This is a genomic window from uncultured Lactobacillus sp., from assembly GCF_945290125.1.
GTDB classification, from domain to species: domain Bacteria; phylum Bacillota; class Bacilli; order Lactobacillales; family Lactobacillaceae; genus Lactobacillus; species Lactobacillus rizhaonensis.
The window spans coordinates 1-25,627 of the sequence record NZ_CALYQV010000016.1; the positions used below are offsets into that span (position 1 = coordinate 1).

The 25,627-nt window shown below is 36.4% G+C and carries 28 protein-coding genes; 10 read left to right on the forward strand and 18 right to left on the reverse strand.

Features of this window, described 5'->3' with window-relative positions; translation table 11 throughout:
- The first annotated feature begins 23 nt into the window (after positions 1–23).
- Positions 24–644 carry a DsbA family protein gene (locus tag Q0K80_RS04065; RefSeq protein WP_294603494.1) on the forward strand — a complete coding sequence of 207 codons (621 nt, stop codon included), beginning with the start codon at positions 24–26 and terminating at the stop codon, positions 642–644.
- Here the strand turns inward: Q0K80_RS04065 and Q0K80_RS04070 are convergent.
- The 6 genes from Q0K80_RS04070 to Q0K80_RS04095 all read right to left on the reverse strand — a co-directional run bounded on the left by Q0K80_RS04070 (position 630) and on the right by Q0K80_RS04095 (position 5,264).
- Positions 630–1,472, reverse strand: a complete 843-nt coding sequence (locus Q0K80_RS04070; protein WP_294603496.1) for a competence protein CoiA family protein — start codon at positions 1,470–1,472, stop codon at positions 630–632. The two genes, Q0K80_RS04065 and Q0K80_RS04070, sit on opposite strands and share 15 nt — an antisense overlap.
- 73 nt (positions 1,473–1,545) lie before the next feature.
- Positions 1,546–2,268 carry an adaptor protein MecA gene (locus tag Q0K80_RS04075; RefSeq protein ID WP_294603498.1) on the reverse strand — a complete coding sequence of 241 codons (723 nt, stop codon included), beginning with the start codon at positions 2,266–2,268 and terminating at the stop codon, positions 1,546–1,548.
- A gap of 106 nt (positions 2,269–2,374) precedes the next feature.
- Positions 2,375–2,773 (reverse strand): transcriptional regulator SpxA, encoded by a 399-nt coding sequence (gene spxA, locus Q0K80_RS04080; RefSeq protein WP_046324575.1) that lies wholly within the window; start codon positions 2,771–2,773, stop codon positions 2,375–2,377.
- A 195-nt stretch (positions 2,774–2,968) separates the two neighbouring features.
- The gene (ptsP, locus tag Q0K80_RS04085) at positions 2,969–4,702 is read right to left on the reverse strand and encodes a phosphoenolpyruvate--protein phosphotransferase (RefSeq protein WP_294603501.1); all 1,734 of its coding nucleotides are present in this window, start codon (positions 4,700–4,702) and stop codon (positions 2,969–2,971) included.
- Positions 4,702–4,968 (reverse strand): phosphocarrier protein HPr, encoded by a 267-nt coding sequence (locus Q0K80_RS04090; protein WP_046324573.1) that lies wholly within the window; start codon positions 4,966–4,968, stop codon positions 4,702–4,704. Before Q0K80_RS04090 ends, ptsP begins: the two co-directional genes overlap by 1 nt.
- A gap of 113 nt (positions 4,969–5,081) precedes the next feature.
- On the reverse strand, positions 5,082–5,264 hold the full coding sequence (locus Q0K80_RS04095) for a hypothetical protein (protein ID WP_181413642.1): 183 nt from the start codon (positions 5,262–5,264) through the stop codon (positions 5,082–5,084).
- Positions 5,265–5,434: 170 nt separating this feature from the next.
- On the opposite strand from Q0K80_RS04095, the gene Q0K80_RS04100 reads away from it, so the two are divergent.
- The gene (locus Q0K80_RS04100) at positions 5,435–7,639 is read left to right on the forward strand and encodes an ATP-dependent Clp protease ATP-binding subunit (RefSeq protein ID WP_294603505.1); all 2,205 of its coding nucleotides are present in this window, start codon (positions 5,435–5,437) and stop codon (positions 7,637–7,639) included.
- Between the two features lie 129 nt (positions 7,640–7,768).
- The gene (locus tag Q0K80_RS04105; RefSeq protein WP_294603506.1) at positions 7,769–8,050 is read left to right on the forward strand and encodes a DUF1827 family protein; all 282 of its coding nucleotides are present in this window, start codon (positions 7,769–7,771) and stop codon (positions 8,048–8,050) included.
- Between the two features lie 28 nt (positions 8,051–8,078).
- Here Q0K80_RS04105 and Q0K80_RS04110 read toward each other — a convergent pair whose 3' ends face one another.
- Together Q0K80_RS04110 and Q0K80_RS04115 are read right to left on the reverse strand one after the other, a co-directional pair.
- A complete protein-coding gene (locus Q0K80_RS04110) occupies positions 8,079–9,650 on the reverse strand; it encodes a peptide chain release factor 3 (protein ID WP_294603508.1) in 1,572 nt (523 codons plus the stop codon).
- Positions 9,650–10,522: a hemolysin family protein gene (locus Q0K80_RS04115; RefSeq protein WP_294603509.1), complete on the reverse strand. Its 873-nt coding sequence runs from the start codon at positions 10,520–10,522 to the stop codon at positions 9,650–9,652. The genes Q0K80_RS04110 and Q0K80_RS04115 overlap by 1 nt, the downstream gene beginning before the upstream one ends.
- Positions 10,523–10,621: 99 nt before the next feature.
- Here Q0K80_RS04115 and Q0K80_RS04120 point away from each other — a divergent pair, with 99 nt between their 5' ends.
- A complete protein-coding gene (locus Q0K80_RS04120) occupies positions 10,622–11,083 on the forward strand; it encodes a hypothetical protein (RefSeq protein WP_294603510.1) in 462 nt (153 codons plus the stop codon).
- Positions 11,084–11,086: 3 nt separating this feature from the next.
- Here Q0K80_RS04120 and Q0K80_RS04125 read toward each other — a convergent pair whose 3' ends face one another.
- Entirely contained in the window at positions 11,087–11,566 is a 480-nt protein-coding gene (locus Q0K80_RS04125; RefSeq protein WP_294603512.1) for a hypothetical protein, read from the reverse strand.
- 8 nt (positions 11,567–11,574) lie between these two features.
- A complete protein-coding gene (gene recX, locus Q0K80_RS04130; protein ID WP_294603513.1) occupies positions 11,575–12,390 on the reverse strand; it encodes a recombination regulator RecX in 816 nt (271 codons plus the stop codon).
- A 123-nt stretch (positions 12,391–12,513) separates the two neighbouring features.
- Here recX and rlmD point away from each other — a divergent pair, with 123 nt between their 5' ends.
- The gene (gene rlmD, locus Q0K80_RS04135) at positions 12,514–13,890 is read left to right on the forward strand and encodes a 23S rRNA (uracil(1939)-C(5))-methyltransferase RlmD (RefSeq protein WP_294603516.1); all 1,377 of its coding nucleotides are present in this window, start codon (positions 12,514–12,516) and stop codon (positions 13,888–13,890) included.
- 239 nt (positions 13,891–14,129) lie between these two features.
- On the opposite strand, the gene Q0K80_RS04140 is transcribed toward rlmD, so the two are convergent.
- Positions 14,130–15,086: an alpha/beta hydrolase gene (locus Q0K80_RS04140; protein WP_294603519.1), complete on the reverse strand. Its 957-nt coding sequence runs from the start codon at positions 15,084–15,086 to the stop codon at positions 14,130–14,132.
- Positions 15,087–15,159: 73 nt separating this feature from the next.
- Between Q0K80_RS04140 and Q0K80_RS04145 the strand changes: the two genes are divergently transcribed.
- On the forward strand, positions 15,160–15,444 hold the full coding sequence (locus Q0K80_RS04145; RefSeq protein ID WP_294603521.1) for a hypothetical protein: 285 nt from the start codon (positions 15,160–15,162) through the stop codon (positions 15,442–15,444).
- Positions 15,445–15,480: 36 nt separating this feature from the next.
- Here the strand turns inward: Q0K80_RS04145 and Q0K80_RS04150 are convergent, their stop codons facing one another.
- From Q0K80_RS04150 to map, 6 genes are all read right to left on the reverse strand, one after another.
- The gene (locus Q0K80_RS04150; protein ID WP_294603524.1) at positions 15,481–16,644 is read right to left on the reverse strand and encodes a hydroxymethylglutaryl-CoA synthase; all 1,164 of its coding nucleotides are present in this window, start codon (positions 16,642–16,644) and stop codon (positions 15,481–15,483) included.
- Positions 16,628–17,854, reverse strand: a complete 1,227-nt coding sequence (locus Q0K80_RS04155; RefSeq protein ID WP_294603526.1) for a hydroxymethylglutaryl-CoA reductase, degradative — start codon at positions 17,852–17,854, stop codon at positions 16,628–16,630. The genes Q0K80_RS04150 and Q0K80_RS04155 overlap by 17 nt, the downstream gene beginning before the upstream one ends.
- Positions 17,855–19,003 (reverse strand): thiolase family protein, encoded by a 1,149-nt coding sequence (locus Q0K80_RS04160; protein WP_294603529.1) that lies wholly within the window; start codon positions 19,001–19,003, stop codon positions 17,855–17,857.
- Between the two features lie 147 nt (positions 19,004–19,150).
- Complete coding sequence (gene galU / locus Q0K80_RS04165; RefSeq protein WP_294603530.1) at positions 19,151–20,044, reverse strand: UTP--glucose-1-phosphate uridylyltransferase GalU; 894 nt, start codon at positions 20,042–20,044, stop codon at positions 19,151–19,153.
- A 65-nt stretch (positions 20,045–20,109) separates the two neighbouring features.
- Entirely contained in the window at positions 20,110–21,027 is a 918-nt protein-coding gene (locus tag Q0K80_RS04170; protein ID WP_294603533.1) for a YihY/virulence factor BrkB family protein, read from the reverse strand.
- Positions 21,028–21,032: 5 nt separating this feature from the next.
- On the reverse strand, positions 21,033–21,860 hold the full coding sequence (map, locus tag Q0K80_RS04175; RefSeq protein ID WP_294603536.1) for a type I methionyl aminopeptidase: 828 nt from the start codon (positions 21,858–21,860) through the stop codon (positions 21,033–21,035).
- Between the two features lie 137 nt (positions 21,861–21,997).
- Between map and Q0K80_RS04180 the strand changes: the two genes are divergently transcribed.
- Both Q0K80_RS04180 and Q0K80_RS04185 read left to right on the forward strand, forming a co-directional pair.
- On the forward strand, positions 21,998–22,444 hold the full coding sequence (locus Q0K80_RS04180) for a flavodoxin (RefSeq protein ID WP_294603538.1): 447 nt from the start codon (positions 21,998–22,000) through the stop codon (positions 22,442–22,444).
- A gap of 34 nt (positions 22,445–22,478) precedes the next feature.
- The gene (locus tag Q0K80_RS04185) at positions 22,479–22,970 is read left to right on the forward strand and encodes a GtrA family protein (RefSeq protein ID WP_294603569.1); all 492 of its coding nucleotides are present in this window, start codon (positions 22,479–22,481) and stop codon (positions 22,968–22,970) included.
- 64 nt (positions 22,971–23,034) lie between these two features.
- On the opposite strand, the gene wecB is transcribed toward Q0K80_RS04185, so the two are convergent.
- Positions 23,035–24,150 (reverse strand): non-hydrolyzing UDP-N-acetylglucosamine 2-epimerase, encoded by a 1,116-nt coding sequence (gene wecB, locus Q0K80_RS04190; protein ID WP_294603539.1) that lies wholly within the window; start codon positions 24,148–24,150, stop codon positions 23,035–23,037.
- A gap of 98 nt (positions 24,151–24,248) precedes the next feature.
- Here wecB and Q0K80_RS04195 point away from each other — a divergent pair, with 98 nt between their 5' ends.
- Positions 24,249–24,437 (forward strand): hypothetical protein, encoded by a 189-nt coding sequence (locus Q0K80_RS04195; RefSeq protein WP_294603542.1) that lies wholly within the window; start codon positions 24,249–24,251, stop codon positions 24,435–24,437.
- A 284-nt stretch (positions 24,438–24,721) separates the two neighbouring features.
- Entirely contained in the window at positions 24,722–25,573 is an 852-nt protein-coding gene (locus Q0K80_RS04200) for a PRD domain-containing protein (RefSeq protein WP_294603545.1), read from the forward strand.
- The last annotated feature ends 54 nt before the right edge of the window (positions 25,574–25,627 follow it).

The window sequence follows — 25,627 nt, forward strand, 5'->3', positions numbered from 1 at the left end:
ATCAGTATTGGAGGAGCCTGATCATGTTCGAAATTTTTCTCTTTGTCAATCCCGTTGGCATTTACTGCTATAACACAGAAGTTTTAATTCAAGATGCAATTGCCGAGCTTAATATCAACTCTTCTTTTAACTTCGTTCCTATCATAAATTCAAAAGTTATTAAAGAAGATATTATTAGAAGAAAAAAGAACGGCCAAAGAATAATAGATATCCCGCAGTATACAATCGCTTCATTTCAAGCTTTACGAAATTACCATGCAATTAAGTTCGAATATGGCAATAAAAAGGCACGAGCCTATCTAGTTGCTTTACAACAAGCCATTAGCGGTGATTTTAATAAATATTCTGAACAATTACCGAGAAAAGTTGCTCAAAATTTAAATTTGAATTTTGACCGTATTACTGATCGCAGAATTTCTCCTTATGTAGACAATTCCATTCGCCAAGATAAGGAACTTGCCCATAAGTTTAATGTTTGTAACATTCCTACAACTATTATTTTTAATGAAAGCGGCAATTACAGTGGAGTAATGCTTGAAGGGATTTTGGCTCACGATAAGTTAATTCGACTTTTTAAAAATACTGGTTGTATTGCAAAGGAAGACAAAGATTATTATCCTGCTAAGCACTTACGTCTGATCTAAAAACTTACTTGCATTATCAGGAGAATTGATTTTACGAAAATTGCTAAATACCCAAGGCGGCAAATCATCAATAGTTTGCCGCCTTCTATATAAATTGGTTGCAATCTTCATGCCATTGAGACTTTTTTGCATAAGCTGTATTTTTAGATATTGTTTTTGTTTTATGGAATCAATATAATATTTCCGCAAAGCTGGCCTAAAGTGCCACAGCTTTTTTAGTCCCCTGGCATTTATAGTAAAATTCTGTTTCTGCCAATGGATTTTATTAGTCAGTGGCTCAAGTAAAACGTTATATTTTAAACTGATAACTAGCTTAGCAGGATTAATTTCCAAATAATAATCATGCCACGGTTTATTCCTTCGAAAAAAGATAAGTTGCGATTTTTTGATGTATTGTCCTAAAAAATGTCTCCTTCCCACTATCCAGATATCTTTTACGCCTATTTGCTTATATAAAAGATGACGATGACGAAATTCAGATTTGTTGAGAGGAGCACATTGAATTTCAAATGCTAAATTTGGGCTTGCTAAGATATCAGCGCGTAATCGACCACTAGCTAATTGAACTTCCATCTGTGCGTTAAAATTGGCTGCTCTTAAAGCTGTGGCCAATAAGCTTTTACTTTGTGCATGTTCTTTATTTTCTCCACTTAAATTAACTTCACTTGGTATATGCTTAAAATAAGGTGTTTTACTATTATTTATTAGCTGGACTTCTCGATAACACTGAGGGCAAAAATAATGCCTTTCTTTATTCTTTTCATTTTCACTTATCCGAGCTTCTGCTACAGCTAAAACTAAAACATTATTCAACAATGCCGCGTACATAATCATCACCTATTAGTAAGTACGCAAAAGGGGCAGGATTTTCCCTGCCCCTTTAATTTTGCCATCCGACATTTTAATTAATGTTACTAAAATAGTCTTGCAGCTTCTCTAAAGCTTCATGAGCTATCAAGCATTTGCCATTAATGCGCACACGAGCCATTTCACTAGCTTTAACTTTAATACCATATTCATTTGCAATTGCCCATGCATCCGCCGGCTTTATTTCCAAGTAATCTTGATCAGTAAAAATTAACTCTAAGTAAAATTTGCCACGTTCAAAATAAAGACTGGAAGCCAAATCGTCTGCTTGAAGACTATCTGCCAGTTCAACTACCTGATTAAGGTCATTAAAACTATATGGCTGCTTTTTTTGCAGTTTCCAAAACTCTTTCTTCACCTTGGGGTGACCAGAAATTGTAGAACCAGTTGATTCGTCTTTATCGTTTTCATCTTCCTCAGGTTCTAAATCGAGAAAAGACTTACGGGCATCATTCTTCTTTTTATTGTTGTCAGTAAAATCATTATCAAATAACTGAGCCAAGTTATTCCGATCTTTGGCCGTAACTTTAGTGATGAGTAAATCAAGCCCACCATTATTAGGCATTACTTGAAAAGTAACAGGTGCATCTTGACTAAAAGAATGATCCATATCAATTTCATCTAAAATTGAATAAAAGAAATGCTGGATTTTATTTTTATCACCCAGTAAATCCAAAACTTTAAGACCACGATTTGCTAATTCTTGTTTACCTATTTTCACGCGAATCGTATTTTTGTTTATATGATCTACTTGCATGAGTTCTCACCTCCATCAGATATTTTGTTCTATTGTAGCGTACTTTACTCATAAAATAAAAGCGTTAGTTTAAAAACTAACGCTTTTATTTTAAACTTGCCTGAATTTATAAGTCAGCTATCTTTTGCATTTCTTCAAGTTCGAGACGGCGTACCTTTCTAGGTAAAAAGCGCCTAATCTCATCTTCATTATACCCAACCTGTAAACGACGATCATCCATAATGATAGGACGTCTTAACAAACTTGGATTCTTTTCTACTAGATCAAGCAATTGATCAATTGACATGTCATCCAGATTAACTTTAAGTTGTTGAAATGCTCTTGAACGAGTTGAAATAATTTCTTCGGTACCATTTTCAGTCATGCGCAAAATTTGCAACAGTTCATCTTTTGTTAACGGTTCAGAAAAAATATTTCTTTCCTTAAAAGGAATGTCATGCTTCTTTAACCAGGCCTTCGCTTTACGACAAGATGTACAGCTTGGAGAGATATATAAATTCACCATATATTTCACGCTCCCTTAATTAGTATCTATATAATTATATCATACTACTTCTTTTTTGTAAGTAGTTTTTTCAACTAATCATATTATCATAGTATCTTTTAAACGTGAATATTCTGTGAACTTTTTATCAAGAAAAAATAAAGAAATTAAAAAAGAATACATAATTTTTTGCTAATGTATCCTTTTTTATTATTATTAGTTATTTACTTTCTTCATTAAGTCTTTAACCAATTTCTCATTTTCTTCAGCAGTTTCTGAAACATAACAAGCTTTGTTGGCTAATTCCTTAATATCTGCAGTATTAAGTTTCTTCATCAAGCTTCTAATACGCAAAATTGAAGTAGCACTCATTGAGTACTCATCCAAGCCCATTGAAAGCAAAATTGGAAACATGGTACTGTCTCCAGCAGCTTCACCACACATGCCACACCAAATGTTGTTTTCATGTGCTGCATCAATCGTATGCTTAATTAAACGTAAAACTGATGGGTTTGCCGGTTGGTAAAGGTAAGAAACATTATCATTGCCTCTATCAGCAGCCATTGTATACTGAATTAAGTCATTAGTACCAATTGAGAAGAAATCAACTTCTTTAGCAAATTGATCAGCTAAAACTGCAGCGGCCGGAACTTCAATCATCATTCCCACTTCTAAGTTTGAACCAATCTTAACGCCCTTTTTAACTAACTGCTCTTTTTCTTCACCCAAAATTGCTTTAGCCTTGCGCAACTCATTCAGTGTACCAATCATTGGGAACATAATGCCCAACTTGCCATAAGCTGATGCACGCAACAAGGCTCGAAGCTGCGTACGGAAAATCTGTTCATTTTGAAGTGAAAGTCTAATGGCACGCACACCCAAAAATGGGTTCATTTCTTCTGGTAAATCCCAATAATCAAGGTGCTTGTCACCACCAATATCCATGGTTCTGATAATTACCTGCTTACCATGCATACCTTCAATGACTTCCTTATAGGCTTCAAATTGTTCATCCTCAGTTGGGAAGTCCTTTGAATCCATATATAAGAATTCGGTTCTGTAAAGACCAACGGCTTCAGCACCATTATCGTTTACACCCTTCATATCATTTGGTGTACCAATATTAGCAGCAATTGTAAACTTTTTATCGTCTGCAGTAACTGAAGGCTCGTTCTTTAATTTTTCCCATTCAGCTTTTTGCTTCAAAAAGTCAGAACTCTTTTGTTTATATTCAGCAACTTGACTGTCAGCAGGTTTAACAACTACATCACCGCTTAGACCGTCAACAGCAATCGTATCGCCATTTTCAACATCCTTGGTAATTGAATCAGTACCTACAACTGCTGGCAATTCAAGTGAGCGTGCCATAATAGCAGAGTGCGCTGTTCTTCCGCCAATATCAGTAACAAAGCCCTTAACAAATTTTTTATTAAGTTGGGCAGTGTCACTAGGAGTTAAATCATGAGCAACCACAATAACTTCATGGTCAATTGAAGCTGGGTTTGGTAGTTCCTTACCCAGCAAGTGAGCCATAATTCTCTTAGAAACATCACGCACATCAGCAGCACGTTGCTGCATATAGGTGTTATCAGTCATTCCTTCAAAAATACTGATAAACTTTTGTGCAGTTTCGTCAAGTGCAGCTTCACTGTTTACTTTTTGTTCCTTGATTTCGTTTTCAATGGCACCAGTAAATTCAGGATCGTTCAAGATCATAAGGTGAGCTTCAAAGACTTGAGCTTCGTCTTCACCTAAACTCTTCTTTGCACTATCACGAATTTTTTCAACTTCAGCAATCGATACTGAAATTGCTTTCTTATAGCGTGCTAATTCACTTTCAACGTCGCTAACTGTGAATTTTGAAAATGAAAGATCAGGTTCAACCAAGAGATAAGCTGGTGCTACAGCAATACCATCACTAGCAGCAATTCCTTTTAATGTCTTGGTCATTATTCAGCTAAGCCCTCTTTTTTCATAGTCTCTGAAATAGCGTTAATTGCATCTTTTTCGTCGTCACCACTAGCACTGATAGTAACATCAGCATTTTTGCCAACACCAAGCGACATAACGCCCATAATTGACTTTAAATTAACTGACTTACCATTGTATTCCAAATTGATATCTGAACCAAATTTAGAAGCAGCTTGTACTAGCAATGTAGCTGGACGAGCATGAATACCTGTTTCTGCAACAACATGAAAATCGCGTTTTTCCATTATATATATCTCCTTTGAATTCAAAAAATCAAACCGGTAATAAATACCTATTCGCCTACTTAGACTATCATTTTTTTGTGAATTAGACAACATAAATGTAACAGTTTACATCATTAAACTTCAGATTTCGATTTTGAATAAATTATTTTACCACCTCGCAATGCTTTCCCTGTAATATTTTGCCTTTTTTCAAAGGACCTTAATGCTGCTTGAAATTCAAAAGCATTTTTTGGCTCAACTTCATAATGATCGAGTTCACCATTTGCTAATTGCACAAGAATTTTTTGATAATCCAAAAACTATCACCACTTTTTAATCAATTTTGTTTATGCAATCAACTGATCATGCACTTATATTTTATCATATTAACGTTACTTACAAATAATAAGATTCAAGTTTTAGCACTTGATTATTGCGAGTGCTAATTATATAATTTAGTAAACTGATATGAAAGGCGGTAATACAATTGCTTTGTCAAAACTGTCAAAAACGACCAGCTTCCATTCATCTTTTTGCAAAGGTTAACGGACAAAGTCGTGAAATTAATTTGTGTGGACAATGTTATCAACAACTTAAACAACAAGGAAATATTAATATGAACAATGATAATAACGACTTCTTTGGTGATTTCAGCGACCTGTTTAATTATAACGGCAATGCGGGAAATCCAGGTGATCCCAGAATGGGCAATGGGAATCCAGGAAACGTCAATAACGGCAACAATGGTGCTGGGGGCGGACGCTCACTTCTTGATCAGTATGGAACCGATCTTACTGCTCTAGCCAGAAAAGGTAAAATCGACCCAGTTATTGGACGCGATAAAGAAATTGCGCGTGTCATTGAAATTCTGAATCGCAGAACCAAGAACAACCCTGTCCTAATCGGTGAAGCCGGTGTTGGTAAAACTGCCGTGGTCGAAGGCTTAGCTCAGCAAATTGTCGATGGCTCAGTACCTGCCAAGCTGCAAGATAAAAGAATAATATCACTAAATGTTGTTTCTCTAGTTCAAGGTACAGGTATTCGTGGTCAATTTGAACAGCGCATGCAGCAACTGCTTAAAGAAGTTCAAGGCCATGATGATATTATCCTCTTTATTGACGAGATTCATGAAATCGTTGGTGCAGGTAATGCCGAAGGCGGAATGGATGCAGGTAACATCATTAAACCTGCTCTTGCTCGTGGTGACTTGCAACTTGTTGGTGCTACCACATTAAAAGAATACCGGGAAATTGAGAAAGACTCTGCTTTAGCAAGAAGATTCCAGCCTGTTGACGTCAAAGAGCCTTCTGTTGCAGAAACAATCCGCATTTTAAAGGGTATTCAAAAGCGCTACGAAGACTATCATCATGTTCATTATACTGACGATGCCATCAAGGCGGCAGCAGAATTATCGGAACGTTACATTCAAGATCGCTTTTTACCTGACAAAGCCATTGACTTGTTAGATGAAGCAGGTTCAAGAATGAACTTGACAATTCCTTACGTCGACAAGGAAAAAATGAAGGAACGGATTGATGCGGCCCAGAAATTAAAACAAGAATCCCTAAAGAATGAAGATTATGAAAAAGCTGCATATTACCGCGACCAAATCGAAAAATATAACAAGATGAAGGATCAAAAGGTTGATCCGGACAAATCTCCTATTATTACCAGCAAGATCATGAATAAGATTGTTGAAGAAAAAACCGGCATCCCCGTTGGTGATTTACAAAAGCAAGAAGAAAACCAGTTACAAAACTTGGCACCAAATCTTAAGGCACACGTTATTGGTCAAGATAAGGCAGTCGATAAACTAGCTCGTGCAATTCGGCGTAACCGTATTGGCTTTAATAAATCCGGCAGACCTATCGGTTCCTTCCTCTTTGTGGGACCGACTGGTGTAGGTAAAACCGAATTAGCTAAGCAGTTAGCTCGGCAAATGTTTGGTTCAGAAAATGCCTTAATTCGCTTCGATATGTCAGAATATATGGAATCATATTCTGTTTCCAAGTTAATTGGTTCAGCACCTGGTTACGTCGGCTATGAAGAAGCCGGGCAACTAACAGAACGAGTTAGACGTCATCCATACAGTTTGATTTTACTTGACGAAATTGAAAAAGCTGATCCAGCTGTTATGAATCTTTTCTTACAGATTTTAGATGATGGTCGCTTAACTGATTCTCAAGGTAGAACTGTATCATTCAAGGATACGATTATTATCATGACCTCTAATGCTGGTCAAGGCATTAAGAACACCAGTGTTGGTTTTGCAGCTGAAAATTCTGCAGACCAACCAGATTCTGCCAGAAATTCAATGAGTCAATTCTTCAAGCCAGAATTTTTAAACCGGTTGGATGATGTGATTGAATTCAACGAACTGACTAAGGATGACTTAGTAAAAATTGTTAATTTGATGCTTGACGATGTAAACAGCATGGTTAAAAACCAAGGAATGCATATTAACGTTACCGAGGATGCTAAAAAGAAATTAGTTGATGAAGGATATAGTCCTGAAATGGGCGCAAGACCATTGCGTAGAACCATTCAGGAAGAAATTGAAGATAAAGTAGCTGACTATAAGCTTGATCATCCTGCAGTAAAGAATTTGCTAGCAAGTGTTTCTGAAGATAAGATTGTTATCAGTGAAGATGAGAACACTATTAGTTCAGCAAATGACACAACTAATAATTAAAGACGTCATTTTTTCTTAAGCATGATTATTGCAAAATATAATAATCATGCTTTTTATTAAAGAAAAAAGTTTATTTTAGTTGTATACTTAAATTAAAAAAAGAACTACTAGAAGAAACGGGTGAAATCCATGCATTTAATAGATGTAACCAATAGTTATAAAGACCTAGTTCATAGTCAATTAAATACGACCAACGTAAATTATGTCAAAGTTTACTCTCTAGGCAATACGTCCGTTATCTACACCGAAAGTGATAAAGCAATCGGAATTGTCTTGGAAAATCACAATCGACGTGTTCGTAAAGATGAAACGGACTTCGTTATTGAGCGACTTATTAAAGAAAAAAATCCTTCATATATGTTGACATTTGATAAAAGTCAACATGTAATTGAAATCCATATTGACAAATAAAAAAACTGGCTTAAAGCCAGTTTTTTGTTTACAATTTTTCAGTCAGTTTAACATCTGGGTATTTATCTTTGAAAAAGCGCTCCGCAAATTGATTTTCAAACAAGAACAGCGGTTGACCATAACGGTCTTTTACTAGTAAATTTCGACTGTTAGCCATAGCCGGATCAAGTTGCTCAGGATTAATCCAGCGGGCTACTCTGTGACCAATATTAGTCATTTCAACATCAGAATTATATTCATTTTTCATTCTGAATTTAAAGACCTCGAATTGCAGTTGCCCAACAGCACCTAAGATATACTCATCAGTCTGATAATTCTGGTATAACTGAATTGCACCTTCTTGAACTAATTGAACCATACCCTTATGAAATGATTTCTGTTTCATAACATTCTTAGCAGTAACTCGTACGAAAAGTTCAGGAGTAAATTCAGGCAGTGGCGGATAAACCACTTTATGTTTACCGGCATAAATACTGTCACCTATTTGAAAATTACCAGTATCATACAAACCAACAATATCTCCTGCTACAGCATCGGAAACCTGCATTCTTTCACTAGACATAAATTCGGTAGCATTATTGAGACGAATTGGCTTGCCAGTGCGAGCCAAAGTTACATCTAGTCCTTTTTTAAACTCACCGCTGCCAATACGCACAAAGGCAATCCGGTCCCGGTGATGAGGATTCATATTAGCTTGAATTTTAAACACAAAACCGGAAAAATCTTCATTATCAGGAGCTAAGTCTTCAGTGCCATTAACTTTATGACCGGCTGGTGCAGGAGCCATTTTGACAAAACTCTGCAAAAAAGTTTCAACACCAAAATTAGTCAGAGCAGAGCCGAAGAATACTGGAGTCTGATCGCCTCGAGCAATTTTTTGCAAATCAAATTGATTTCCAGCTTCTTTAATTAAGTCAATTTCTCCTAATGTATCTTGAAATTGGGGATTCTGACTAAATGGTTCACTAGCTGGCAGTTTACCGTCTTTATCTAAAGGCAAAAAGCGGTCAGATCCATCCTTGTGATACATTTCAATCTGATTGTTAACAATATCATATAAACCTTCCAACGTTTGACCAGAACCAATCGGCCAATTCATGGCTACACCTTCGATACCTAACAGGTCCTCAAGTTCAGCAATCAAATCAAGTGGCGGTCTGCCGTCACGATCTAACTTATTCATGAAAGTAAAGATCGGAATTCCTCTTTGCTTAACCACCTTAAATAATTTTTTGGTTTGCGGTTCAATACCTTTAGCCGAATCAATAACCATGACTGCTGAGTCAACTGCCATCAAGGTCCGATAAGTATCTTCCGAAAAGTCTTCGTGCCCTGGGGTATCAAGAATATTAATTCTTTTTCCCTGATACTCAAACTGCATAACTGAACTAGTTACAGAAATACCACGTTGCTTTTCAATTTCCATCCAGTCACTAGTAGCATAATGACCACTTTTACGGGCCTTAACCGTTCCCGCGCTGCGAATTACACCACCAAAAAGAAGCATTTGCTCCGTAATCGTAGTTTTTCCGGCATCAGGGTGCGATATTATAGCAAATGTTCTTCTCTTATTTACTTTATTCAACAGTTCGTTACTCATTAAGTATTTTGTTCTTCCTTCTTCTTAGGTTTTTCTTCTGGCACAGTCAACAAAACCGTCATTAATCTGGAACGCATCATTCTTCTAGTAGTCAACACCATGCCATTATCTAATTTAACAGATAACTTTTCACCTTTTGCTGGTATTATGCCTAACTTCGTAATCATATAGCCGGCAATAGTATCTACATCTTCCATTTCCAGATCAGTGCCGAATTGCTCGTTAAATTCATCAAGAGGCATTTTACCATATATCACATATTTGTTAGGGGCAATCTGGTGAACCAAAACTTCGGTTTGATCTACTTCGTCATCAATATTACCCACTATTTCTTCAATTATATCCTCAATGGTTGCAAGACCGACAACTCCACCATATTCATCAGTTAAAATAGCCAATTGCTGCTGAGTTTGTTGCATTTCTACTAAAAGCTCTCTGAGCTCCGTTGTTTCTGGTGAAAAAAGTGGCGGATTCATGACATCATCATAAGTAATATTATCAAAGCCTTTTTCCCACGCCTTACGCAAGACAGTTCGAATATGAATAATGCCTACTATTTTGTCTTTATCACGTCGATAAACCGGTATTCTGGAATATGGTTCACGCAGTATTTCTTTAAGATGGTCCTGCAAACTTTCCTGGCAATCTACCATGAAAGCATCAATTCGCGGCACCATTACCTCACGTACCATCCGTCCCTGAAAATCCAAAACTGCATTTAACATTGTAAATTCATTGTCACTAAGCTTTTTTTGCTCGTGTAAATTAGCAATTTCTGTAATTAAGTGCTCTCTTGTTTCTTCATCATTTGTAGGGGAAAATTTATTTTTGAAACGCTCAAATAAATTCCCCTTGTCGGGGTCGCTAGCCATTTGTGTGCTCTCTTTCTTAAAATAACGTATTAAATACCAACATTATATCATGTACGCACACAATATGTTAGAATAGCACGTAAGAAATGAGGTTACCCCATGAAAAAAAGTCATGTCATACTTGTTTTTACATTCTTACTGTTAATTCCTTATCTGTGCAGTCTGACCATTATTGGTATTGGCTACGATGCTCTTGTTTTGCATTCAGCTGATCTTTTCCGTACCACTATTGGCGCTATAGTTGGTGCTTTAATTATGTCTGCCATTAAAGCTACAATTCAAAGACCAGTAGATTTATTAGCGGTTGAAATAGACGACGGCTTATTAAAGCAGTTACTGCGCTTTTTCAGTATTAGACGGCGCTATTTTCTACAAGTTGCCAATGTAATCTTAGATTTTATTCTTTGTTTTGCAGCCACTTTTGTCGTGCGTGAATTTTTAACCCTAGATCAAATAGTGGGTAAATCAGTGGGAATTGTGATGCTGATTATGCTCTTATCAACTTGTCTGGGTGCATATGTTGAATACGACAACCTATCAATTGATCCCAAACAACATTGATTATTAATAACTGTCATCAAGATATAATTCTTGGGTCAGTTTTTTTGTATCAAAATTTAAGGTTTGCACAATATAAGGTGTTAAACTATCGCCGGGATTTTGGTAAATTTTAATTCCTTCGTCAGCAACTGCAGCTAAAAACTGCGATATAACGATATTTAATGGCTGACTAAAAAAGGAAATATTTTGCTTTTCTTTTTCTTTAATTGCCACTTGGGCTTCAGACAAAACAAATTTCATCAGTCCTTTAGGAACTTCAACCTCGTTTAGTACAATTACGCCATACCAATACATAAAATTTTCAGGACCAAAAACCACCAAACTACTGCGAGTATTATTCAAATTATTCTGGGCAATAAAATTCAGAAAAGTCTGGTCTTGTTCCATTGCCATATTTGATTCGGTGAAAGTTTTCTGTTCATCCATTAATTGGTCCGGAAAAGGGCGTCCAACAAAAGTTACTTTTTTCTGTAGTTTTTTCATAAAATCTCCTAATATTCAGCTAATTCAGCTAAGGGAATAATCTCACCAGCTAGAAAAGCATCAATTTCGCTAGTGGTAAAGCCGTGATTAAATAAATAGTTGCGTATTTTTTGCTGTCTCTGATTTTCTGGCAAACGGCGAAACCGCTTATAGGCTTTGATCCCCTGTTTTTTTAATGCTGCTATTTGATCTTCGTCATTTTGCGATAAATTAATTTGAGCAATTATTTCACTGGCAAGAGCACTAGAAAAGCCATGACTTAATAACTTGGCTGTCATTTTACGTTCAAGCTCGCGTCGTGCCAATTTGCCCACTTTACTTTTCATAGATTTAAGGACTTTCTCACCCGGCTTAAACCAATCATCATCAGCTATTTTAGCTAAAGTATTGTCAATTATTTCCGGAGCAATGCCCTTCTGCCTCAACTTATTGCTGATACTAAGTGGACCATCAGTACCAATGCGCAAATTTTGTCTAACCAGTAATTGGGCATATTTGGCATCGTCTAAAAAGCCCATTTCTGTCAGTTGACTGACTGCTGCTTGCGCGGAGTCATTATCAATACCATGTTTATTAAGATATTGTAAAACTTCATAAACAGTTCTAGGTTCATAACTTAAATAATTAGATGCAATATTGGTAGCCTTGGCATCTTGATCAAATTGCTTAATTTCAGCAATTTGTTCTTCAGTCAGTTCTTGGCCTTTTAAAAGCATAAATTCAGCCACAGTTTGCTCAGCAGCGGAAAAAGAATACTTACCATCTAAAAAAATATTAAATCGTCCGGGTCTTTTTTGACTACTTACTTTAGTAATAATTGGCATAACAATTTCACCTTTCTAGTGCTTAACTCCAAGCTAGCAAATTTTGGTTAATCTTGCTAAATTCTTTTTTCTGGGAGTACAATAAATTGTTAACATTTACTATTTTATTGTAGAAAGAAAACTATGTACAAGAAATTTAATCAAAATAAACCAAAAGACAAGGATATTATTATTACAATTAAAAGACTGGGCATTAATGGCGAAGGAATCGGCTATTACCGCAAAAAAATCATTTTCATTCCAGGTGCCTTGCCCGCAGAAGTGGTCGTTGCCAAAATTATCAAAGAATATCCCCGTTACATTGAGGCAGAATTAGTCCGCATTAAAGAAAAAAGTCCAGACAGAGTAGCATTCCCGGCTAAAGTTAATCCGGCAATAGGTGGGCTGGAACTGGCTCATTTAGCTTACCCTAAGCAACTTGAATTTAAACGGGACAACGTCCTTGAAGCTTTGAAAAAATTTCATCCCCGGGGATACAGTAAGTATAAAGTTAAGAAAACCATTGCGGCTCCAGAGGAATGGCATTATCGTAATAAAGCGCAATACCAAATTGAACAGTCTCATGGACGGACCAGTTTGGGCCTTTTTGCACCTAACTCACACGAGCTGTTTGATTTACCTGCTATGCCAACGCAAAGCCAGGCCACTCAAGATACTGAACGCAAAACCAAAAGCTTAGTAGAAAAATTGCACGTTAAAATTGCCGACCCCTACCGCCATTTTGACGGTTTAAAAACAATTGTGGTGCGGCAAGCATATGCTACTCATGAAATACAAGTAACTTTAATTACAATTGGCCGTAACATCAAAAATTTAGAGCAGCTTGCAGAACAAGTTATGCGCCTGCCAGACGTGGTCAGCGTCTATCAAAATGAAACTGACTGGCGTAACCCCCAGGTTTGGGGGAACAAAACAGTTAGGCTGGCTGGAAAAAATCAGATAACTGATGAAATTTTGGGCAAAAAGTTTGCATTATCACCGCAAGCATTTTTCCAATTAAACCCAGTTCAAACTATTACGTTATATTCAAAAGCACTGAAATTTTTAGATTTAACACCAACTGAAACTCTAATAGATGCATATAGCGGCGTAGGTACACTCGGAATCTTAGCCGCTGATCAGATTAAACAAGTTATTGGCATTGAAACTATCCCCGAAGCAGTCGAAGATGCTAATCATAACGTAGAACTGAATCATATTAAAAATGCTAATTACATTCAGGGAAGCGTGGAAAAGATTTTACCAGAATTAGTCCAAAATGGTATGCCCATTGATGCTTTGATTGTTGACCCACCGCGAACGGGACTGGCAAAAAGCTTAATCAAAACCATACTAAGAGTAAAACCTAAAACTTTTGTATACATTTCTTGCAACCCCTCTACTTTGGCACAGGACTTAGTTCTTCTAAGCGAAGCATATAATGTCAGACTAATTGAGAATGTAGATATGTTGCCTCAAACCCCAAGGTGTGAATGCGTTGTTAAATTAACTTTAAGGTAAAAAATAGTTGTCACTTGCTGTGGCAACTATATTTTTGTGGGTCAGGTGTAGATTAAAAACTTTTCAGTTTAGATGAAAAATTTCACAGATATAAACATACAAAAATCGAATTTTTTCGCGATAAACTTGTTTTTAAAGATTCAATAACAAACATATTATGGAGATAGAAATTTTGTCAACCTTAACCACAATTCTATAATATCAGACTTATGTAAGCGCTAGCAAATATAATGCACGACCTACCTGACATATTTAGCTAAAAATGCTGCAACACGTCTTTTGTATTCTTGGGGATGCTTTGCAAAAGACTTGGCATGTTTAGCTTTGGGAGCAACCCATATTTCCTTTGACCCTCTGGTAGCTTTATAATTAGGGTAGACCATCTTGGTTGGAACAAAATTGTCCTGACTACCGTGAATAAAAAGCATTGGCCTGTGATTTTTATGTAATTGCTGCACGCTGGACGCATCACCCATAAAATAGCCAACTTTGATTTTATTAATGCCGCTCAGAATTTCAACTAAAGGAAAGCGAGGAAAGGCAGGCATATTGTACAGAACCCCTGCTTCGTGTTCGATTTCGTCTTTAACACTGGTATAACCGCAATCTTCAATAAACGCTTTAACTTGGTGAGGCAATTTTAACCCACTAGTCATCATGGCAGTAGCCGCACCCATGCTTAACCCATAAACTACAATCTGCTGCTGGTTACCCTTTGTTTGTAACAAGTATGAAATCCACTTTTTCACATCGTCTTTTTCCGGCCAGCCATAGCCAATATAATGCCCTTCGCTTTGACCCTGTGCTCTTGGATCTGGAGTTAGAGTATTGAAGCCTAATTCGTGAAACAAGGCATCATATTCTCCCATGTCCTCTTTAGTATCCATATATCCCGGTAAAACTACAGCAGTTTTATGCGAATTTTTATAAGGAATGAAGTTTGCTTCTAATTTAAATTTTTCATCAGCTGATTCAATATGCCATTTTTGTTTAGCAGTACCTTTAAACCACTTTTTTTCATGGTAAAGGGGATCAGATTTTTTGAGAACCTTACTTGAAGAACTTAAAAAACTCTTTTTACCAGGAACACAGGCCACTCTAAAGAAATAGTAACCTGCCCCGGTAAATATTAAGCATACTAATAAAATAATAACAATTGATGAAAGCCACAACTTTTTATGCTTTAATTTTTTCAATTAGTTAAGCCACCTTCACTAAAAATAATATCTTATAGTATAACATTTTTAATTTGTATAGGAAAAATAAAAAATGAGATTAACAGATTTTTTGCAATTAACTAATGACTTAAACAATCAAACCAACTTCTATTTAACTATTAATCAAAGAAATGTTCCGTTGGCAAAAGTAAAGATTACAAGTACGGCTTGCCTATTTTTTCCCGGCAAAAAGCCATTAACAAAAAGCAAATTCAACAGCTTAGTAAAAAATATTCATGGACGCAGTATTCCAATATATATTAATTATAAAAAAGAAAAAATTGCCGTTTACGGTATTCAAATTTTACCCGACCAAAATGCAGTCAGATTAACCTAAAAAATGCCACTAAAAGCGGCATTTTTATTTGTTTAGCTATTTTTGACGGTATTGACGAACGTGATTTTCAGTGCCAGCAAAATACCAAGTACCACTCTTTTCATCACTTGCAAGTTTTAAACCATCTTGTGGAACCTTCAAAGCTTGATTAAAGATTTGCTCATATTCTGAAATAGTTAACTTTTGTCTTCGAGCAATCATTTCTTGATCTGCTGTTTGGTTTAAAGCTTTACCATAGTCCTCACATATTTGACCAGAATAAAATTCTGCCATAGCACCTGAACCATATGAAAACAAACCCACCTTTGCATTCGCAGGCAACTGAGCATTTTCCAACAAGCTCAAAAAGCTTAAGTATAAAGATGCAGTATAAATATTACCAATTTGTTTACTATAATAAGCACTTGCAGCAAAATTATCGGCTAGACGCTTTTTAGTTTCATCATCTCGCTTCTCAATTGCCAACTGGTTTGCCTTAAAGCCCATTTTGACAAAGGGCAAGTGATAAAGAAGAGCGGTAAAATCACTGGCTTTTAAACCCGTTTGTTTCTGATAATCAGCAAATGTGTGCCTGAAAAAGTCGAGGTAAACATCTTTAGAATATTTACCATCAACCAGGGCGACTGCAGAATCGTTGGGACGCCAAAAATCATTAATATCAGCACTATAGGCGCTGTGACCAGCACTTAAAGTCATTATTCGCGGGTCAGCTTTAACTAACACACTGATGCTGCCTGCACCCTGAGTTACTTCCCCACCAGTATTAATACCATAACGAGCAATATCCGCTCCAATCACAATCGCGCTGTGATTGGGGTGCAAGCGTACATAATCACGAGCAATCATAATGCCTGCTGTCATGCCAAAACATGCTTCTTTTACTTCAAAAGTTCGCACATTTAGAGGCAAGTTTAATGCTGTTTTGATGAAAAGCGAAGCAGATTTGGATTGATCGACTCCGCTTTCTGTTCCCACTATTAATAAACCGACATTTTTACGTTCAATATGATCCAAATACCTTAATGTTGCGTTAATTCCCATTGACACAGCATCCTGGGTTTGATCAGCTACACTCATTTTTTGCTGCCCAATTCCAATCAGAAATTTATTGGGATCTTCATTACGAGCATGAGCTAAATCTATCATATCGACATATTTGTTAGGCGTATAAAAACCAATTTGATCAATTCCGACTTGCATTGTTTTCCTTCCTAATTTCCTTTAAAAAATTTTGTGCTGCTGTTTGACTATAAAGTTTGTTATTAATTAGCATCTGTAATACTTTTTTCTTTTCAGGAGAAGTTGCATCCAAATTAGCAACAATATTTCTGGCTTGCAACTTCATGTGCCCTTTTTGAATTCCCTGAGTGGCAATCGCCAATAAAGCAGCTAGATTATTAGCTAATCCAATCGTAGCAATAATGTTCGCTAGTTCCTGACTAGTAATCTTTTCCCCTAATATCCGGTAGGTTTGCTTGACATCTTTTCTGGACTTAATTGAGCCACCTACAACACCAATCGGTAAAGGAAGGCTGAGCCCTCCCACCAGTTTTTCATCTTGCACATACCATTTACTAAGACTGGTATACGAGCCACTTTTTGCTGCCCAAACGCTGCAGGCGGCTTCAACTGCGCGAGTATCATTACCGCTAGCCAGCAATACTGCCTCAACGCCGTTCATAATTCCCTTGTTATTCGTAACGGCTCTCATAGGATCAGTTTGACCAATTCTACTGAGTAACGCAATTTTTTGTGCAGTTTCTATTCCGCCAATTACTTCTACTGGTATTTCTGCTTTTATCTTAGTTATTTGACTGGGATAGTTAGATAAAATAGCAAATAATTTTTGCTTAATGCCCGAAAAAGCAGCTAACTGCTTAGCCATATACTCTAAAATAGAATTTACCCTATTGGCGCCCATCGACTCTGCAGGGTCAATCAAAACCTTCAGAAAAACTAAATCTTTTTCTTGTTCTGCGGTAATAGTTTTTACTCCCCCACCATGAAAAACTAAACTAGCATATTCATTGTGTGCCTTTTTGATTAATTCAGGAAAAAAAGCTTGTAATTGAGCTATTTTAAAATCAGCATCAACTTGTAAAACGATTTGACCCCATATACCATTGCGTTGACTATCAGCAGTAAAACCACCAGCCTCTGTCACAATCTTCACAACATGATTAGCAGCAGCAACTACTGATGGCTCTTCTGTAGCCAGTGGCACTTGATAATTTTGATCATTCACCAACACATTTTGCACAAGACCAACTGGTAATCGCAATTGACCTATGACATTTTCACTCAATAAGTCAAGATCATGCAAAACTTGCTCATCAATTTCATCTAATTCAATACCGCGCTGACGCAGTAAGGCCCTTCTTTTTGCAGGTGTTAATTCATAAAATTTCATTTAAATTCTCTCAATCTCACATGCAATTGCCTGGCCCCCTCCTATGCAAAGAGTAACCAGCGCTTTATGACCATTGATATGATTCATAATGTTAATTGCCGTTCCGACCAGGCGAGTACCTGTAGCTGCCAGAGGGTGGCCTAAAGCAATAGCACCGCCAAAAATATTTAATTTTGCTGGTGGAATCTGTAATTTTTGAGCTAAAACCACACTAGGCGCAGCAAAAGCTTCATTGACTTCAATCACATCATAGTCATTAATTGTCTTGTTGGTTTTTTGCAATAGCTTTTCTACAGCGTAGTATGGTGCCATGCCCATATAAGCAGGATCATTTCCTGATTCGACAAATGCACCCAGCCGAGCCAGAGGCTGTAAATTCAGCTCCGTTACTTTTTCTGCTGTTGCTAAAATAACCATGCTGGCGCCATCACTTAGAGGAGAAGAATTACCAGCAGTAACATTACCATCTTTTTTAAAGACCGGCTTTAGTTTACCAAGTGCTGCTAAATTAGTATCCGGACGAATATTTTCATCCTGGCAAACAATCTTGTTGTTTATTTCAACGTTAATCATTTCATCTTTGAAAAAATCCTGTTGGACAATTTCAGCTGCCTTATGGTGTGAAGCTACACTGTACTCATCCATTTCTTGGCGGGTTACACCGTATTTTTCAGCTACATTTTCTGCTGTAAGTCCCATATGTTTGCCCGAAAAAGCATCAGTCAGACCATTTTGCAGCATTTCACTTTCAAGATCAGGCTTTTCTTTGCTTTCGGTCAGGTAAACAGCATTAGACATACTCTCGGCACCGCCCACTGCGACCAGACCAAAATCACCCATTTCCATCTGACCTTGAGCTAAGCGCAGAGCTTTCAAACTCGAACCACAAACTTCATTAATTGTGACGCTGCTACTTTGGGGACTCATATCAGTATTCAAGGCAACTTGGCGAGCCATGTTTTGTCCTAAACTTGCACCTAATACGTTGCCCATGAACAGAGCATCAACGCTTTCCGCATCTAAATTAATGCTTTTCAAGGTTTCACTTAATACAATCTCACCTAGATCAATGGCACTTTTTTCAGCCCATAAACCATGATAACGACCAAAAGGTGTTCTTTTAGCTGCAACAATATATATCTCTTTCATTTTATCTATCCTCCAGCAAAAAGTTCCAAGCAGCATGATACAAAAATTTTCTACCCGAAGACAGTGATTAGTCCGACATTAAGAAAAATTTTATATAAAAAAAACCATTTGTTAATGGCTTTTATAATTATTAAAAATGTTAATTGGCTATTTTTGTGATTGTTCTTCCAATTTTTTACCTAAGTTAATAATATATTTACGCAGAGCGTCTTTAGTTTCGGGATGTTTAAGACCGTAAATAATCGAAGTTTCAAGGTAACTTAGCTTATTACCAACATCATAGCGATCGCCGTTAAAAACATGGGCAAGTACACGCTGAGTTTTATTCATAGTATTAATAGCATCTGTTAACTGAATTTCGCCACTCTTATCAGGTTTTTGCTCCGCCAGTATCGGAAAAATTTCAGGAGTTAACAGATAGCGGCCAATGATTGCATAGTCACTTGGTGCCTGATCAATTGCCGGCTTTTCCACAAAAGACTTAACGTTAATTAAGCCAGGCTTAATCTCAGTATCAGGATCTATTATACCGTATTTATAAACCTCTTTATGAGGCACTGGCATAACAGCGATGGTAGAAGCACTAGTTTCATTATAGCGATCAATCAGTTGTTTAGTTAAAGGTACTTTATCCATCATCAGGTCATCACCAAGCATTACCACAAAGGGTTCATTACCCACAAAACTGCGGCCACGAGCAATCGCGTCACCTAAGCCAGCAGGATATGGCTGACGCGTGTAGTAAATGTTAATACCCAAGTGTGTAATTTCCTGCGACATTTTGAGCAGACCCGTTTTACCCTTTTCTTGTAAATTTTGTTCAAGTTCAGGATTTGAATCAAAATGATCTTCAATAGACCGCTTATTTTTACCAGTGACAATTAAGATGTCCTCAATACCGGACTTTTTGGCTTCTTCAACAATGAATTGAATTGTAGGTTTGTCTACGATAGGCAACATTTCCTTCGGCATTGCTTTAGTTACCGGCATAAACCTCGTACCAAGACCTGCTGCAGGAATAATTGCTTTTCTAACTTTCATACCTTTTACACTTTCTATAAAAACATAAAACTAATATACCAAAATAAAGTCCGTTGTGCCAATTTTTACCGGTTACGCTTTCTTTGAATATATTCTGCTAAGCGCCCTACCGAGTAATGAACTTCTCCATATTTTATGGTCGCAATTGCAGCATTCACACAAGTCCCCAGTAAAAAGAGAATTGATGAGATATTCAGCCACAGCATAAAGATGATGAAAGTACCAATAATACCGTAGTTTTCCCAGCTGATACGAAAATGATGCAAATAAAAGCCAAAAAGCCAAGACAATACAATCCAGCCCAATAATGTAGTAAAAACGCCTGGCCAAATAACCTTTTTCTTCAATCTAATATTGGGTAAAAAAGAATTCAGATAATACAAAGAACCGATCATGGTAATAATTATGACCGGATAACGGTAACTGAATATTTTTTCAATTTCACCAACAGAAAAGGAAAATATAGGCCGTAAAAATTCTAAAACTTGTTGACCAAAAATAAGCGTTAAATTGAGCAAAGCAAAAACAATAATCATTATATTGGTTAACATAATGGTAATCGAACGTGTCCAGACGGTAATCTGCCACTTTTGTCTTAATTCAACAGCGCGCACGCCATATATCCGGTTCATACCGATTCTAATCGCGTTTACCAAAGAAGACACGGACCATAACGCCAAGATAATACCAAATGAAATGTATCCGGTTGATTTGCTTTTTAGCAATGAGTTAATTATCGGCATGATGAATTTAGCAATTTTATCTGGAAAAATTAACTTTAAATAGCTGGCAATTGGGTCAGTATCAATATGAAATAAAGGCAAAATATTTCCGATGATGATTATAAAAGGAAATATGGAAAACAAAATGTAGTATGCAATCGCAATCGCACTGGTTAAAACTTCTCCCTGAGAAAATTTCGCAGAAACAGTTTTATAAAATAAAAAAGAGCGTTTCCTGATTGCCTCAGCTTTTTTACCCATGCACTTTAATCATCCATTTCGTCAAAATGTGGTAAATATTTTTCGTAGCCGTCATAAGGCTTTTGTAAAGTCAAAATCTTAGGACCATCTTTAGTAATGGCAAATGTATGCTCAAACTGTGCTGACTTTGAACCATCAGGAGTAGCGTAAAATACCCAGTCATCCTTAGGATCTGGGACGCTTTTTTCAATAATGCGCCAGTCTCCACCGGCTTCAACCATTGGCTCACAAGTAATAGTCATCCCTTCGCGTAAACGCAAACCATGACCGGCCTTACCCCAATGTGGTACTTCCGGATCTTCGTGAATACTTGGTTGAATACCATGACCTACCAATTCTTTAACATCACCATAATGGTGCTCATCCTCTACAAAATGCTGAATAGCTGCTCCGATATCTCCAATTCTGTTTCCTAAGACAGCTTGGTCAATACCTAAATACATAGCTTTCTTGGTAGTTTCCATTAAATCCTGATCTGCTTGAGAAATTTTGCCTACTGGATAAGTCGTGCAAGAATCAGTTTCAAAGCCATTTAAATTGCAGGTAACATCAACTTTGACCAAGTCACCCTTTTTTAAAACAGTATCTTTACGCGGAGTAGCGTGGGCAATCTGATCATTAACGGAAATACACGTACCGTATTTATAGCCTTCAAATCCCTGCTCTGACAAGCGACCACCACGACTTTTGACAAAATCCTGGCAAAATTCTTCAATGACCCAGGTAGTAATTCCAGGTTTAATCACATCCCGCAAGCCTTCAAACATTGATGCCAATAGTCGGCCTGAGGCTTGCATGCCCTTTAGTTCTCTAACAGATTTAATCGAAATCAAATTTAAATTCCCCTCTGTAAAATGATATTTGATTACATTATAGCGTTTTTTAAAACTTTACTAAAGAATTTCATTAAATGCACAAAATTAGGTATAATGTTTTGGTGAATCAGTTTTGTGTGAAAGGTATGAGCAAAATGAAGGCTAGAATTGTCTATGCAAGTATGACAGGGAATGATGCTGATATGGCAGATATACTGGAAGAAGATCTCCAAGATTATGGTTTTGAGGTTGAAACCAGCGAAGCCGAATTTACCGATGCGAGTGACTATTTGGCGGCTGATTTGTGTATTTTTGTCACCTATACTTATGGTGAAGGCACCATGACCGATGAAATTGCTGATTTTTACGTCCAATTGAAAGAATTAGATTTATCTGGAAAATATTTTGCGGTGATGGGAAGCGGCGATAAAGTATACACTGGTCATTTTTGTGAAAATGTTTTTGACTTTGAAAAAATGTTCAAGCAGGTGGGTGCTAAAGAAGTTACTAAGCCTGTAACAATCGAAAATGCTCCGGACGATGATGACATCGCCGCAATCGATAATGCAGCTAAGGAAATGGCTGATCAACTAAATGGCTAAGAACAAAAAATTGGATTCGCAAAAATTTGACTTAATGTCTGACCCCAAAATTCATCATTTAGCACAAAACCTAGTTAAAAGACACCGCAACCTATTTGTTTATATGGTTTTTGGCTTTATTGCAGCTCTTATCAATACTGTTGTATTCATGGTTTTACATAAGTGGTGGCATAGCGTTGTTTTAGTCTCTAATACAATTGCGTTTATTATTTCTAACCTTGCTTCTTTTGTATTTAACCAAAAAGCGGTATTCATTAATAATGTTGATGAAGAACATTCAACCTGGCAAAAATTAATTGTCTTTTTTACTTACAGAATCATTAGCCTTATTCCAGACAGCTTAATAATGCTTGTTGGACTATCGTGGCTTCATTTAGACGCCCTCTTAGTAAAAATCGTTGACCAAATTTTGGTTGGTGTTTTCAATTACCTCACTACCAGATCGGTTTTTCAGGCACAAGAAACAACTATGATTACTCGGGCTAAAGAAAAAATTAAAGCTCGTAAAGAAAAAAGCAATAAATAAAGCCAAGAAAATTATTTCTTGGCTTTTTTAATTTGCTTATTTAAAATCTACTGGTCTTGCACCTTTATTTTTGCGAAAAGTAATAGGCAATATCGTCCATTATTCTTTCAGAAGCATGACCATCACCATAAGGATTTCTTGCTTTGGCCATCTTCTCATAAACTTCTTTATTTTCAAGTAATTCCAGCATTGCCTTTTTGACCTGGTCGACTTGCGTTCCTACTAATTTAAGTGTTCCTGCCTCGACACCCTCGGGCCGTTCCGTAGTATCCCGCAAAACCAGAACTGGCTTGTTTAATGCAGGTGCTTCTTCTTGAACCCCACCCGAGTCTGTCATAATAAAGTAGCTCAATTTAGCTAAATTATGAAAATCGACAACGTCTAAAGGTGCAATCAAATGAATTCTCGGGTTATTGCCTAAAATTTCGTGGGCCACTTTTTGTACTCTCGGAGAAAGATGTACGGGATAAATAATTTCAACGTTATCGTGACTGTCAACGACTTGTTTCATAACTTTGAAAACTCGTCTCATTGGCTCGCCTTGATTTTCTCGTCTGTGCATGGTCACCAAAATTATTTTATTGCCTGGTTTAATTAAATCCAATACTTCATGATGATAATTATCCTGCACAGTTTCTGCTAAAGCATCGATTGCAGTATTACCCGTAATAAAGATATTTTCTGAATGATGGTTCTCCTTTATTAGATTTTGCTTACTTACTTTAGTTGGGGCAAAATAAAGATCGGTCAAGTCATCAGTCATTTGCCGATTCATTTCTTCAGGAAATGGTGAATACTTATTCCAGGTTCTAAGACCAGCCTCAACATGGCCCAAAGGACATTGAAGATAAAAGCTGGCTAAACTAGCAGCAAAAGTAGTAGTTGTATCACCGTGAACTAAAACAATATCTGGTTTGACCTCTTTCAATACCTTAGTCATATCAACCAATACTTTAGCTGTTATGCCTTCTAAAGATTGGTTCTTTTTCATAATATTAAAGTCATAGTCAGGCTTAATTTTAAAAATGTTAAGCACCTGATCCAGCATCTCCCGGTGCTGTGCTGTTACAACCGTGACTTCTTCAAATCTCTCATCTTGTTTAAGTTTCTGTACCAAAGGCGCCATCTTTATAGCCTCTGGCCTGGTACCAAAAACTACCATTACCTTAATTGTCTTCATAAAAGCCTCCATATTCTATTTTATATTAATATATTAACTACATAAAAACAAGTTAATTATGGTTTAATAACTAACGAGTTACTAAGGCTGGTGAAAAAATGATGCATGGATTTAGCTTATTACTAATTACTGGACTGCTAATTGTTTTGGCAACTTTTTGCTTTGTCTTCAGTTTTGATAAGAGAAATAAAACTAAAACCAGAAAAATTTTATTAGGGGTATCTCTTTTGCTATTTTTAATAATTGGATTACTCATCGTTAAAATTTGGGACTGGCCATTAGCTTAACAAATACAGTTTGCAATAATGGAAATTAAATTAAAGATCTTATGATGCTTGTTAAACATCAATAGGTAAGAAACTAATAGCTTTATTTCTTACGGAGATCAAATAGAACTAAAGAAGCAACTATTATATATTTAAAAAATTATAAATTCTCAAATATGAGCTTATAACTAAAACTGATAATTAAGCTTGACAAACCAATAATTATTTTCTAGAATTCATCTTGTAAACGTTTACGAAAAAATATAGGATTGACGAATCTGCTATTTTAAAATTAGGAGATTACTTTGCTAATTTCACAAGTATTGAATAATAATGTAATACTCGTGGAAGATGGAGGTAAACAGAAGATAATATGGGGTCGCGGTATTGGCTTTAAAGCTCATGCAGGAAAAAATTACAAATTAAAATCTCAAGATAAAGTCTTTTCTGCCATATCTGATGACGATAAGTGGTTAAAGTCCTTCAAAAAACTTTCTGAGGAAGTACCACGAAAATATTTTGAACTAACTGAAAAAATAATTCAGCTTGCTAGGGAAGAAATTGATGCTAATTTTGATGAACACCTTTTAATCCCTTTAACAGACCACATCTTCTTCGCAGTAAAGCGCTACGATATGGGCTTGGAGCTTTCTAATCCCATGTTGTTCGACATTAAACGCTTTTTTTCACAAGAATACAAGGTTGGTAAACAAGCTGTTAGTTTAATCGAGCAAGTTTCAGGTGTCTCCTTATCTGATGATGAAGCAGGTTTTATTACAATTCATCTTGTTGAATACAAAATTCAACAATCAGATAGCTCCATTAAAAACTTTTCCAATTTTATGGAAATTTCAAATGGGGTAAATAATATAATTGAAGCAAAGTTTGGTCGGAAATTTTCTGAAAACAGTATTGCTGTTAGTCGTTTGATGAATCATCTACATTATTTGATTCTCAGAACTAATAGTAAAAAGAATGAAAGTGAAAATGAAAACCAGAATGATTCGGATCTACTGCAAATGCTTTGTCAGCATAATCGTAAAGCAGCAAGTTGTTTAAATGAAGTTGTTTATTATTTACAAGACAAGCTTAATTACAACTTTTCTGATTCGGATCGCTTATATTTACTAATTCATATTATTCATGTTACTTCTTAATTAAATACGGGCTTGTTACTTTAAATAGGCAATACCCAATAACTAGCACATTTT